The sequence below is a fragment of the Xanthobacter sp. 126 genome, from assembly GCF_000526175.1.
In the GTDB taxonomy this organism is placed as follows: domain Bacteria; phylum Pseudomonadota; class Alphaproteobacteria; order Rhizobiales; family Xanthobacteraceae; genus Xanthobacter; species Xanthobacter aminoxidans.
Window position 1 is genome coordinate 2,873,715 of the sequence record NZ_JAFO01000001.1, and the last position, 12,036, is coordinate 2,885,750.

At 69.4% G+C, this 12,036-nt stretch carries 10 protein-coding genes; 5 read left to right on the plus strand and 5 right to left on the minus strand.

Going from position 1 to position 12,036, the window contains the following annotated elements:
• Nucleotides 1-82: 82 nt before the first annotated feature.
• Genes XAN126_RS0113730 through XAN126_RS0113750 form a run of 5 tightly spaced genes read right to left on the minus strand, consistent with a single transcriptional unit; the run spans nucleotide 83 to nucleotide 4,950 of the window.
• Complete coding sequence (locus XAN126_RS0113730) at nucleotides 83-1,279, minus strand: ABC transporter substrate-binding protein (RefSeq protein ID WP_029877165.1); 1,197 nt, start codon at nucleotides 1,277-1,279, stop codon at nucleotides 83-85.
• Between the two features lie 52 nt (nucleotides 1,280-1,331).
• Nucleotides 1,332-1,916 (minus strand): amino acid synthesis family protein, encoded by a 585-nt coding sequence (locus XAN126_RS0113735; RefSeq protein ID WP_024279163.1) that lies wholly within the window; start codon nucleotides 1,914-1,916, stop codon nucleotides 1,332-1,334.
• Entirely contained in the window at nucleotides 1,913-2,497 is a 585-nt protein-coding gene (locus XAN126_RS0113740) for an amino acid synthesis family protein (protein ID WP_024279164.1), read from the minus strand. The genes XAN126_RS0113735 and XAN126_RS0113740 overlap by 4 nt, the downstream gene beginning before the upstream one ends.
• Nucleotides 2,490-3,410: a UPF0280 family protein gene (locus tag XAN126_RS0113745; RefSeq protein WP_038226238.1), complete on the minus strand. Its 921-nt coding sequence runs from the start codon at nucleotides 3,408-3,410 to the stop codon at nucleotides 2,490-2,492. The genes XAN126_RS0113740 and XAN126_RS0113745 overlap by 8 nt, the downstream gene beginning before the upstream one ends.
• Before the next feature lie 58 nt (nucleotides 3,411-3,468).
• Nucleotides 3,469-4,950 carry a 6-hydroxynicotinate reductase gene (locus XAN126_RS0113750; protein WP_024279166.1) on the minus strand — a complete coding sequence of 494 codons (1,482 nt, stop codon included), beginning with the start codon at nucleotides 4,948-4,950 and terminating at the stop codon, nucleotides 3,469-3,471.
• Between the two features lie 305 nt (nucleotides 4,951-5,255).
• On the opposite strand from XAN126_RS0113750, the gene XAN126_RS0113755 reads away from it, so the two are divergent.
• From XAN126_RS0113755 to XAN126_RS0113775, 5 genes are all read left to right on the plus strand, one after another.
• Nucleotides 5,256-5,741 (plus strand): (2Fe-2S)-binding protein, encoded by a 486-nt coding sequence (locus tag XAN126_RS0113755; RefSeq protein ID WP_024279167.1) that lies wholly within the window; start codon nucleotides 5,256-5,258, stop codon nucleotides 5,739-5,741.
• The gene (locus XAN126_RS0113760) at nucleotides 5,738-9,286 is read left to right on the plus strand and encodes a molybdopterin cofactor-binding domain-containing protein (protein WP_024279168.1); all 3,549 of its coding nucleotides are present in this window, start codon (nucleotides 5,738-5,740) and stop codon (nucleotides 9,284-9,286) included. The genes XAN126_RS0113755 and XAN126_RS0113760 overlap by 4 nt, the downstream gene beginning before the upstream one ends.
• Before the next feature lie 316 nt (nucleotides 9,287-9,602).
• Nucleotides 9,603-9,935, plus strand: a complete 333-nt coding sequence (gene fdxA, locus XAN126_RS0113765; protein WP_024279169.1) for a ferredoxin FdxA — start codon at nucleotides 9,603-9,605, stop codon at nucleotides 9,933-9,935.
• A gap of 18 nt (nucleotides 9,936-9,953) precedes the next feature.
• On the plus strand, nucleotides 9,954-10,727 hold the full coding sequence (locus tag XAN126_RS0113770) for a ferredoxin--NADP reductase (RefSeq protein WP_024279170.1): 774 nt from the start codon (nucleotides 9,954-9,956) through the stop codon (nucleotides 10,725-10,727).
• Nucleotides 10,728-10,831: 104 nt separating this feature from the next.
• Nucleotides 10,832-12,031 carry an amidohydrolase family protein gene (locus XAN126_RS0113775; RefSeq protein WP_024279171.1) on the plus strand — a complete coding sequence of 400 codons (1,200 nt, stop codon included), beginning with the start codon at nucleotides 10,832-10,834 and terminating at the stop codon, nucleotides 12,029-12,031.
• Nucleotides 12,032-12,036 lie beyond the last annotated feature (5 nt).

The following is a 12,036-nucleotide window of genomic DNA, read 5'->3' on the forward strand; positions in this document are numbered from 1 at the left end:
GAAACCCGATGCCCCTCCCCCTCACCCTGCACTCTCCCGCAAGGGGAGAGGGTTCACACCGTGACGGGCGGAAAAATCCGCCTCAGTTCGCCGGGCGCAGCTTCGCGGCTTCGGCCTCGGGCGGCAGGTAGTCGGCGCCGGGGCGGAACTGGAAGTTCACCATGATGCCCTGCCCGTCCTTCTGCGAGGTGGTGCCGATATAGGCGCCCATGGTCGACTGGTGGTCGGCCGCCCGGTAGACGACATCGCCGAAGGGGGTGGAGACCTTGAGGTTCGCCATCGCCTTCACGAGGCCGGCGGTGGAATAGTCGTCCGTCGCCTTCAGCACCGCCGCGATGGACTTCACGGTCGAGTAGCCGACGATGGAGCCGAGGCGGGGATAATCCTTGTGGAGCTGCTGGTAGGCGTCGAGGAACGCCTGGTGCTCGGCGGTCTTGATGCCGTACCAGGGATAGCCGGTCACGATCCAGCCCTCTGGGGTCTCGGTCTTCAGCGGGTCGAGATATTCCGGCTCGCCCGTGAGATAGCTGACCACCACGCGGTTCTTGAAGATGCCGCGGGTGTTGCCCTCACGCACCAGCTTCACGAGGTCGCCGGCGAAGGTGGCGTTGAGGATGGCCTCGGGATTGGCGGCGTCGATGGCCTGGAGCACCGGGCCGGCGTCGATCTTGTTCAGCGGCGGCCACTGCTCGGCGACGAACTCCACGTCCGGCTTGCGCTTCTTCAGGAGTTCCTTGAACACCGCGACGAAGGACTGGCCGAACTCGTAGTTGGGGGCGATGGTCGCCCAGCGCTTGGCCGGGAGCTTCGCCGCCTCTTCCGCCAGCATGGCGGCCTGCATGTAGTTCGAGGTGCGCAGGCGGAAGGTGTAGTCGTTGCCCTTGGACCAGACGAGCGCGTCGGTGAGCGGCTCGGCGGCCAGGTACATCACCTGCTTCTGCTTGGCGAAGTCGGCGAGCGCGAGGCCGACATTGGAGAGGAAGCCGCCGGCGATCATCACCACGCCGTCGCGCGAGACCAGCTCGTTGGCGGCAGTGAGCGCATCGGCCGGCTTGCCGCCGTCGTCCTTGGAGATGATGACGAGCTTCTTGCCCTTGATGCCGCCGGCATCGTTCACTTCCTTCAGCGCCAGATCCATCCCCTTGCGATAGGGATCGAGAAAGGCGGGCAGCGCCGAATAGGAATTGATCTCGCCTACCTTGATCTCGCCCTGCTGCGCCCGCGCCCCGCCTGCGGCGAGGAGGAGAGCGGCGAGGGATGCCGCGACCAGCTTCTTCATGTCCATTCCCCTTTTATGATGTCCCATGAACCGTCCGCGCGCGGGGCGTGGCCTATCTCAGCCCGTCCTCGCCCTTGATCTCGTCCTTCTTCAGCCCGCCGACGCGCGGCAGCGGCCGTCCGGAATCCGTGACCGCCACGGCAACCACGATCTCGTTGGCGCGCGGAGCATCCGACACGCTGACGATCATGCCGTCGAAATGGCTGCGCACGAAGGCCGCATCCTTGTGGCCCAGCGGAATGTCCAGATCCGCCCCGAGGCCGCCCCGCCGCTTGGACGAGGGGATGAGCGCCGCGCCCTTGCCGAGTACCGCGCGCACCGGCGCCCCCATCTTGGGGTGCAGAAGGGCGGCGGCGTGCTCCAGCTCGCCATTCTCGCCCACCAGCGCCGCCTTGCCGTAGCTCTCGGCGGAAGGCCCCTCGATGCCGAGGGCCTCCACCGCCTTCTTCGTCAGAAGCCCACCCAGCTCCTCGCCCATGGCGATGAGGTCGGACAGGTCTTCCACATAGCGGCCGGCGAACGGATTCTCGATCACCGCGATGGCCGCCGCGCGCCGGGTGGGCGGGGAGACGGGGCGGCCCATCTCGGTCCGCGTCTCCTCGACGATGGTGACGATCTTGCGGATGTTCGCGCTCATCGCAGGCCATCCTCGCCCTTGATGGCCTCCGCCGCGAGGCCGCCGACGCGGGCATGGACGCGCGGGCCGCAGGTCATGACCAGCACGAGGGCGATCTCGTCGGCCTTGGGGGCATCGGACACGCCCACTTCCATGGCGTCGAAATGCGAGCGTACGTAGGAGGCGTTCACATGGGTCACCGGCACGTCGAGCCGCGTGCCCGGCCCGCCCACCTTCTTGGTGGAGGGTACGATGGCCTTGGCATCGCCCAGCGCCTCGCGCATGGCGTAGCCGCCCGGCACGTGCCAGAGCGCGCCGTGCTCGATCTCGCCGGCGGCGCCGACGATGGCGCCCTTGCCGTAGCCGTCGATGGCCTTGGCGTCGCCGCCGAGGGCCGCCAGCAGTTCCTTGGCCATGGCGGCGCCCAGCGGCTTCAGGTCTTCCATGAAGCCGGCGATGTCTTCCACATAGCGGCCGGCGAAGGGGTTCTCGATCACCGTCACGATGGCGCCGCGCTTGCGCGGGGCGGCGGCGGCGGGGCCGCCCTCGTGGAAGATCTCCTCCAGAATGCGGACCTGCTTGCGGATCTTGACCTCAGGCATGGGCGACGCCTCTTTCTTGTTCTGCGGCAAGGGAAATCGGACGGGATGACAGGGGTGCATCCCCCACCGGACAGGTGGAGACGCTGGCGCCCTGCAGGTGCAGCGCGACGGCGGTGATGAGCCCGCGCGCCACCAGCGCGCCAGCGCAGGCGAGGCCTTCGGCCAGAGCCTCGTCCCGCTCGGCGGGCGTCAGTTCAGGCACGTGGCGCGTCACTTTCAGCAGGCCGAGGTCGCTGTCGGGCAGCACCTCGCGCGCCGGGACGCGGACGATGCCGGGATGGCCCGGCAGGTTCACCGCATTGGCGATGACGGTCGCCGCCGCATCCGCCGCCGCAGCGGTAGGCGCCAATACGGTCACGGCATCGGCGATGCCGAGGGAAAAGCTTCGCCCGCGCCAGCCCGAGGTAGCGATGCCGCGCACCAGGCCATCCGCCGTGATGCGGGCGGAACCGACCACGCGCGGCCGGTCCGGCCGGTCCACGATGCCCGCCACCAGCTCGTTGCCGGGCGCGAGATAGAGGGCGATGTCGCCGCCGTTGTTGACGAAGGCGCGGTTAAGCCCCGGCCGCACCATGGCGGCGAGCACTTCTTCCGCGACCGCCCCGGCGACCGCCGCCATGGGGGTGATGAAACCGGCGCGCGCATGGGGCGACACCGCCGCCCACATGCGACGCGCCACCGGGCCCTGAAGGGGGCAGGACCCGGGATGGGCCGGCCGGCGGAGCAGGGAAAGCTCGCCGCACAACGTGTCCAGAAGGCCGGCGAGGCGTTCGGTCGCCGCGCGATAGGCGGTGGCCACCACGTCGGCCGGGCCGTCGGCCTCGATCACGAGATCGATGGGGCCGTCATTGAGATGCAGCCGACGCCCGTCCGCCAGCAGCCCCGCCTGCGGCAGGCGCCGCTGCACCGGCATCGCGGGCGTCGCGACGCGGGGCGCTGGAGCGGGGATGTCGGCGGGGCGCAGCATCATTTCAGCCCTGCGACCGGGCCGAGAGCGGCCACGGAATATCGGAGAAGGGCGCCATCTCGCGCACCGCCTCGCGCTCGATCACCGAGGCAGCGGGGCGCACATGGTCCATGTGGCCGCCGAGCGCGGCATAGGCGGCGAGCGGCAGGGTGAACTCGATGGGCGCCACCAGCGCCGGGGTCGGCACATAGCCGAAGCCGTTCTCCGGGACGCGGGTGACATCCACCATGAAGGTGATGCCGCCGCCCGGCCAGACATAGACCGGCGCGCCGCCGCAGGTGACGCGGGTGATGGAATCCTTCACCGAGCGGGTGAGCCGCACCGGATTTTCCGTCACCCCCGCGCGCAGCGAACCACCGGCCCCGGCCATGAACAGTACGGAGGAGAGCGCCGGCTCGCAATTCTCGCGGATGCGTTCCACCGAGGGATAGAGATCGGCAGGGACCTCGGTCTCCACGGGCACCAGATGCTCGTCGAGAACGTAATAGCCGTAATGCTCGCCGGTGGTGGAGACGAGGAGCAGACGCAGGCCCGGCCACGCCGTCTTGGGGTCGAATGCGCCGAGGATGGATAGCGGATCGGAAATGTTGGTGCCGCCCCAGCCGAGGCCTGGCTCGGCCACCTGGAAGTAGCGGCCGGGGGTGGAGCGGCGACCCTTCATGCGGATGCCGGTGTCGCGGATGCCCAGCAGCTTGCCGGCCTGATGCTCGGAGAGGACGCCGGTGATGTGGTCGTCCACCACCACCACCTCGTCCACCTTGCCGTGCCACTGCTTGGCGAACATGCCGATGGTGGCGGAGCCGCAGCCCACCCGCATCCGCGCCTCTGCCGCGCCGTTGACGATGGGTGCCTTGCCGGCCTGCACCACGAGGGTGGCGCCCCCGTCGATGGCGAGTTCCACGGCCTTGCCGTTGCACAGCTCCAGCAGCGCCTCACAGGTGACGCGGCCTTCCTTCTTTGAACCGCCGGTCAAGTGATGCACGCCGCCGAGCGACAGCATCTGCGAGCCGTATTCCGAAGTGGTGACATGGCCCACCGCCTCGCCGTCCACCCGCACCGCCGCCTGCTCGGGGCCGATGAAGCGGTCGGTGTCGATCTTCACCTTGGCGCCGGCGTAGCTGAAGATGCCTTCGGTGACGACCGTCACCATGTCCACGCCGTTCACCTCGGCGGAGACGATGAAGGGAGCCGGCTTGTAGTCGGGATAGGTGGTGCCGGAGCCCACGGCGGTGACGAAGGCTTCGCCGCCGGCCACCAGCCGGCCGTCCCAGTCGCCGCCGCGATCGAAGGGCACCACCTTGCCGCCCTGCGCCAGCGTGCGATCGAGCACGATGTGGGGATCGACGCGGATCAGCTCGCCGTCGCGGTTGGCGTAGCGGTCGCAGGCGCCGGTGAGACCGGGCCGGATGTAGCACATGACCGGGCACGCATCGCAGCGGATCTTGTCATCCTCGGCGCGGGCGGTGATGGTGGACTCTTCGGCCATGGAACCCCGGCTCCGGCCCCGCAGCGGGGGCATCCGATTTCATATGTACACTAATGAAAATCGGGACAGCCCCGAGTGTCAAGCACAAGGAACGGGCAGGCCGCACGAAGAGGCAGCATTACTTCCATTGTTTTGCACTTGCAGCATTTTCCCGCCGTCTCCGCGCTTCGGGCAGCCGCCGGGAGCCTGCGTTTTGAGCGTCCCCCGCGCTTGACGCTCGATCATTAGTATAGAAACAATCCACTCTGTGGCGGGCCGGTCCCGGTCCCGGTTTCTTGCGGCAAAGGCTGAGCGGTCCCTTCGAGATGTCCGCCCCCATCCTACTCCAGGTCAACGGCGAAACCCACGCCTTCGCGCTGCCGCGCGAGACGCCGCTGATCTACGTGCTCCGCAACGATCTCGGGCTGAACGGCCCCAAGTTCGGCTGCGGCCTCGGGGAGTGCGGCGCCTGCACGGTCCTGATGGACGGCCGCGCCACACGCTCGTGCGTCACCACGCTGGGCACGGCCGAGGGGCGCGCGGTGACGACGCTGGAGGGGCTCGCGACGCAGGGCACGCTGCACCCGGTGCAGGCCGCCTTCATCGCCGAGCAGGCGGCCCAGTGCGGCTATTGTCTCAACGGCATGATCATGACCACGGTCGCTTTCCTCGCGCGCACCCCCTCCCCCACCGAGGCCGAGGCCCGCGCGGCGCTGCGCTACAATCTGTGCCGCTGCGGGACGCATGTGGAGATCCTGCGCGCCGTGCTGCGGGCCGCCGCCGTCACGGGTGAAGCGGAGGCGCAGTCGTGAGCGAGCCGCGTCCCGATCCCGTGGCGCTTCTCGCCGCCTCCGGCAATCTCGCCATCCTGCGCCCGGCGCAGGTGGTGCACGGCCTCGTGCCCAGCGCCGTGCCGAAGGAGGGCGCGCTCGACCTGTTCCTGCTGGTGGACGACCAAGGCGCCGTTAGCGCCTTCAACGGCCATGTGGACCTCGGCACCGGCATCCGCACGGCGCTGGCCCAGATCGTCGCCGAGGAGCTGGATGTGGCGCTCGATCGCGTCACCATGGTGCTCGGCCACACCGGCGTCGCGCCCAACCAGGGCGGCACCATCGCCTCCGATTCCATCCAGGTCTCCGCCCGCCCGCTGCGCCACGCGGCGGCGCAGGCCCGCGCCCATCTGGTGGCGCTCGCCGCTGAGGCTCTGGGCGTTCCAGCGGATGAGCTGGAGGTCGAGGAGGGCATCGTCCGCCCCAGGGACGGCCGCAACACCGGCCTCTCCTATGCCGACCTGCTCAAGGGCCGCGCCGACCGTCTGATGCTGCATCAGGAAACGGCGGTGAAGCCGGCGAGCGAACACCGCATCGTCGGGCGCCGCGTGCCGCGGGTGGACATCCCCGCCAAGGCCACGGGCACCTTCACCTATGTCCACGACGTGCGCGTGCCGGGCATGTTGCACGGCCGCGTGGTGCGCCCGCCCTATGCCGGCATCGATGCCGGCCCGTTCGTGGGCAAGAGCCTGATCCGGGTCGACGAGCACTCCGTCGCCCATATTCCGGGGGTTGTGGCGGTCGTCACCATGGGCGACTTCATCGGCGTCGTCGCCGAGCGCGAAGAACAGGCCGCCGAGGCCGCCCGCGTGCTGAAGGCCGAATGGCGCGACACCCCTGCCCTCCCCGACCTCTCCCGCACCGAGGAGGCCCTCCGCGGCGCCGAGAAGGCCAAGACCCGCCTCCTCCACGAGCAGGGCAGCCTCGACACCGCCCGCGCGGACGCCGCGCAGGTGCTGGAGGCGACCTATGTCTGGCCCTACCAGATGCACGCTTCCATCGGCCCCTCCTGCGCCGTCGCCGACGTGCGCGAGGACAGCGCGACCATCTGGGCAGGCACGCAGAATCCCTACTGGCTGCGCACTGACATCTCCCTTCTGCTCGGCCTGCCCGAGGAGGACATCGAGATCGTCCGCTTCGAGGCGGCCGGCTGCTATGGCCGCAACTGCGCGGACGATGTGGCGGCCGACGCCGCCTTGCTCTCCCGCGCCGTGGGCCGGCCGGTGCGGGTGCAGCTCACCCGCGAGCAGGAGCACGCCTGGGAGCCCAAGGGCGCCGGCCAGCTCATGGAGGTGAAGGGCGGCATCAATGCCGATGGCACGCCCGCTTTCTACGACTTCCTCACCCGCTACCCCTCCAACGCCGCCGTCACGCTGGCGCTGCTGCTCACGGGGCGGGTGCCGGCGGACAATCCCGTCTACGAGATGGGCGACCGCACGGCGATCCCGCCCTATGCCTATGACGTGATGCGCGTGGCGGTGGACGATGTGGCGCCCATCGTGCGCGCCTCCTGGCTGCGCGGCGTCTCGGCTTTGCCCAACAGCTTCGCCCACGAGAGCTATGTGGACGAGCTGGCCGCCGCCGCCGGCGTGGACCCGGTGGATTATCGCCTGCGCCATCTCCACGACCCGCGCGCCGTGGACCTGGTGAAGGTCACCGCCGAGCGCGCCGGCTGGCAGAAGCGCACCGGACCGCGGCAGGAGGTGGTGGAAGGCGACATCGTGCGCGGGCAGGGCTTCGCCTATGCCCTCTATGTCCACTCCAAATTCCCCGGCTACGGCGCCGCCTGGTCCGCCTGGGTGGCGGATGTGGAGGTGAACACCGCGACCGGCGACGTGGCGGTGAAGCGCGTCACGGTGGGCCAGGATTCCGGGCTGATGATCAACCCGGCCGGCATCGAGCACCAAATCCACGGCAACGTCATCCAGTCCACCTCCCGCGCGCTCAAGGAGCAGGTGACGTTCGACGAACAGGCGGTGACAAGCCGGGAATGGGGCGCCTACCCCATCCTCACCTTCCCGGAAGTGCCCGTCATCGACGTGGTGCTGATGCCCCGGCCGGACGATCCGCCTTTGGGCTCGGGCGAATCCGCCTCGGTGCCCAGCGCGGCGGCCATCGCCAATGCCATCTTCGACGCCACCGGCGTGCGCCTGCGCGAGCCACCCTTCACGCCGGACCGCGTGCGCGCGGCCCTCGCCGGCGAGGCGCCGCCCCGCCCGGTGAAGGAGAAGACGCGCAAGCCGTGGCTCGCCATGGCGGGCGCCGCGCTCGCCGGTGCGCTCGGCATGGCGACGCTGGCGCTGCCCATTCGCGGCGCCATCGCGCCCATCGCCCCGCCCGATCCTTCGGCTTTCTCCGCCGACATGATCGCGCGCGGCAAGGCGCTGGCTGCGCTGGGGGATTGCGCGGTGTGCCATACGGCGGACGGCGGCATCGCCAATGCCGGCGGACGGCCGCTGCACACGCCGTTCGGCACGGTCTATTCCACCAATCTCACGCCGGATGTGGAGACGGGCATCGGCGCATGGTCCTATGCCGCCTTCGAGCGCGCCATGCGCGAGGGCATCGGGCGGGACGGGCGGCACCTCTATCCGGCTTTCCCCTACACCGCCTTCAGCCGCATCAGCGATGCCGACATGCAGGCGCTCTACGCTTTCCTCATGTCCCAGCCCGCGGTGACGGCGGCCCCGCCCGAAAACCGGATGACCTTCCCCTTCAACATCCGCCCGCTGATGGCCGGCTGGAACTTCCTGTTCCACCGCCCCGGCCAGCTTCAGGCGGAGCCGGCCCAGTCTCCGCAATGGAATCGCGGGCGCTACCTCGTGGAAGGCCTCGGCCATTGCGGCGCCTGCCATACGCCGCGCAATGCGCTGGGCGCGGAGAAGGGCGGCGCGGCCTACCTTGCCGGCGGCTTCGCGGACGGGTGGGAGGCGCCGGCGCTCACGGGACTGTCCAAGGCGCCCATTCCGTGGACCGAGGACGAACTCTTCACCTATCTGCGCACCGGCTTCTCCCGCTTCCACGGCACCGCCGCCGGCCCCATGGCGCCGGTGGTGCATGCGCTGTCCGAGGCGCCGGACGCCGACGTGCGCGCCATGGCGGTCTATCTCGCTTCGCTCTCCGGCCCCGCCATCGCCGACCCGGTCGCGGCGGCGGCGACGCTGGAGGCGAAGGCCGAAGCCTCGCTCCGCCCCATGGACACGGTGGGCGGTCGCCTGTTCGCCGGTGCCTGCGCCGCCTGCCATGCGCCGGAGGGGCCGACCTTGTTCGGCGCGCGGCCGGCGCTGGCCCTCAACACCAATGTGCATGCGGCGCAGCCGGACAACCTCATCCGCGTTATCCTCGAAGGCATCCCGAAGCCCGCCGCCCCGGAGCTGGGCGACATGCCCGCATTCCGCGACAGCCTCGACGATGCACAGGTGGCCGACCTCGTGCGCTACATGCGCGCCAAATTCGCCCCGGATGCACCGGCGTGGGAGGGGCTTGAGGGGACGGTGGCCCGGCTGAGGGCGGCACCTACGCATTAGAGTAGGGCACCATCCGTGTGAGCCCGCTCTTGGCTCTTTAGCCGTCATGCCCCGGTTCATCCGGGGCATCCACTTCGCCACACGCACGGTGCCTGACCTGAAGGACCGACCCGTCCCACGGTGGATCCCCCGGACAAGCCGGGGGATGACGGAGACGACGAGCGAGGTCGTCGGAGCCGGATGCCCCTCCCCCTGCCCAAAATATCCCGCCCCGCTGCCCAAAAGAGCCGCATCCTGCCCGTGACAAGCCGTTGACAGCCTTCGCGGCCCGACTCTATTTTCATTTGTACACAAACAATATGCCGAGGGCGTTCCCATGGCCTATGTCGTCACCGAAGGCTGCATCCGCTGCACCTACATGGATTGCGTCGCGGTATGCCCGGTGGATTGCTTCTATGCCGGCGCGAACATGCTGGTGATCCACCCGGACGAGTGCATCGACTGCGGCGTCTGCGAGCCGGAATGCCCGGCGGCGGCCATCTTCCCGGACAGCGACCCGCGCGCCGCCGAATGGACCGCGCTCAATGCCGAATATGCGGCAGTGTGGCCCAACATCACCGAAAAGGGCGCGCCGCCGGCCGACGCCGATGCCTGGAAGGACACGCCGGACAAGCGCGTCCTCCTCTCCGCCGATCCTGCCAGCCTCTAGAACCTCCCCGAGACCACCATGAGCAATTTCTTCGAGGAGCAGGTGCTGAGCGTCCACCACTGGACCGACCGCCTGTTCAGCTTCACCACCACCCGCGATCCCGGCTTCCGCTTCCGCACCGGCGAATTCACCATGATCGGCCTGAAGGTGGACGGCCGTCCGCTGCTGCGCGCCTATTCGGTGGTGAGCCCGGCCTGGGCGGAGACGCTGGAATTCTTCTCCATCAAGGTGCCGAACGGCCCCCTCACCTCCCGCCTCCAGCACATCCAGGTGGGCGATGCCATCACGGTCGGCCGCAAGGCCACCGGCACGCTGGTGATGGACAATTTGCTTCCCGGCAAGAACCTCTATCTGCTCGGCACGGGCACGGGCCTCGCGCCCTTCCTCTCGGTGATCCGCGATCCGGAGACCTACGAGCGCTTCGAGAAGGTGGTGCTGGTGCACGGCTGCCGGAATGTGGCCGACCTCGCCTATGAGGAGCTCATCACACAGGAGCTGCCGGCCCACGAATTCCTCGGCGAGGAGATCGCCGCCAAGCTCCTCTATTACCCGACCGTGACCCGCGAACCCTTCCGCAATACGGGGCGCATCTCCACCCTGCTGGAGAGCGGCAAGCTCTGCGCCGACGTGGGCCTGCCGCCGCTGGATGCCGCTGTCGACCGGGTGATGATCTGCGGCTCGCCGGCCATGATGGTGGACCTCAAGACGCTGCTGGAATCCCGCGGCTTCGCCGAGGGCTCGGGCAGCGAGCCGGGCCATTTCGTGATCGAAAAGGCCTTCGCCGAGCGGTGAAATCCGCCCCGCGCCCGGTTTTCAGAGGCCCGTCGCGGGCGTAAACTTCATATGCCTACAAACAGAAAGGCGCGCGTCGCCGCGCCGCCTCCGGAGACGAGAGCATGGCCCACGACGCGCCAACCGGTCCCGCCGGCCCCACCAAGCTGGTGATCCGCAACATCGGCCTGCTCCTCAGCGGCGACCTCACAAAGCCCATTCTGGACGCCGACACGGTGGTGGCGCTGGACGGTCGCATCACCGCCATCGGCCGCGAGAAGGACGTGGACACCGAGGGCGCGACCACCCTCATCGACGCCAACGGCACCACCCTCACCCCCGGCCTCATCGACAGCCACGTCCACCCCGTGGCCGGCGACTGGACGCCCCGCCAGAGCCAGATCAACTGGATCGATTCCTCCCTCCACGGCGGCGTCACCACCATGATCTCGGCCGGCGAGGTGCATTATCCCGGCCGCGCCCGCGATGTGGTGGGGGTGAAGGCCCTCGCCATCACCGCCCAGCGTGCCTTTTCCGCCTTTCGCCCCTCCGGCGTGAAAGTGCATGCCGGCGCGCCGGTCATCGAGAACGAGATGGTGGAGGACGATTTCAAGGAGTTGGCCGCCGCCGGCGTGAAGCTGCTCGGCGAGGTCGGGCTCGGCGGCGTGAAGGATGGCCCCACCGCCCGCAAGATGGTGGGGTGGGCCCGCAAGTACGGCATCCAGTCCACCATCCACACGGGCGGCCCCTCCATCCCCGGCTCCGGCCTCATCGACAAGGACGTGGTGCTGGAAGCGGACACGGACGTGGTGGGCCACATCAATGGCGGCCACACCGCGCTGCCCGACAACCAGATCCGCTGCATCTGCGAGGGCTGCAAGCGCGGGCTGGAGATCGTCCATAACGGCAACGAGCGCTCGGCCCTCTACACGCTGCGCCTCGCCCGCGAGCTGGGCGAGCTCCAGCGCGTCATCCTCGGCACGGATGGGCCTGCCGGCTCCGGCGTGCAGCCGCTCGGCATCCTGCGCATGGTATCCATGCTCTCCTCCCTCGGCGAACTTCCGGCGGAAGAGGCCTTCTGCCTCGCCACAGGCAACACGGCGCGGATGCGGGCGCTCGATTCCGGCCTGATCGAGGTGGGGCGCGCGGCGGATTTCGTGCTGATGGACAAGGCGCAGCACTCGCCCGGCACCACGCTGCTGGACAGCGTGCGCCTCGGCGACCTACCGGGCGTGTGCATGACCATCATCGACGGCATCGTGCGCACCCAGCGCTCGCGCAACACGCCGCCCGCCACGCGCATGCCGGTGATCGTGAAGGGCTGAGGCCC

Excerpts from the sequence above, each read along its gene's own strand:
- XAN126_RS0113730 (WP_029877165.1), bottom strand. The coding sequence starts at position 1,279 with ATGAAGAAGCTGGTCGCGGCATCCCTCGCCGCTCTCCTCCTCGCCGCA.
- XAN126_RS0113735 (WP_024279163.1), bottom strand. The coding sequence starts at position 1,916 with ATGAGCGCGAACATCCGCAAGATCGTCACCATCGTCGAGGAGACGCGG.
- XAN126_RS0113740 (WP_024279164.1), bottom strand. The coding sequence starts at position 2,497 with ATGCCTGAGGTCAAGATCCGCAAGCAGGTCCGCATTCTGGAGGAGATC.
- XAN126_RS0113745 (WP_038226238.1), bottom strand. The coding sequence starts at position 3,410 with ATGCCGGTGCAGCGGCGCCTGCCGCAGGCGGGGCTGCTGGCGGACGGG.
- XAN126_RS0113750 (WP_024279166.1), bottom strand. The coding sequence starts at position 4,950 with ATGGCCGAAGAGTCCACCATCACCGCCCGCGCCGAGGATGACAAGATC.
- XAN126_RS0113755 (WP_024279167.1), top strand. The coding sequence starts at position 5,256 with ATGTCCGCCCCCATCCTACTCCAGGTCAACGGCGAAACCCACGCCTTC.
- fdxA (WP_024279169.1), top strand. The coding sequence starts at position 9,603 with ATGGCCTATGTCGTCACCGAAGGCTGCATCCGCTGCACCTACATGGAT.
- XAN126_RS0113770 (WP_024279170.1), top strand. The coding sequence starts at position 9,954 with ATGAGCAATTTCTTCGAGGAGCAGGTGCTGAGCGTCCACCACTGGACC.
- XAN126_RS0113775 (WP_024279171.1), top strand. The coding sequence starts at position 10,832 with ATGGCCCACGACGCGCCAACCGGTCCCGCCGGCCCCACCAAGCTGGTG.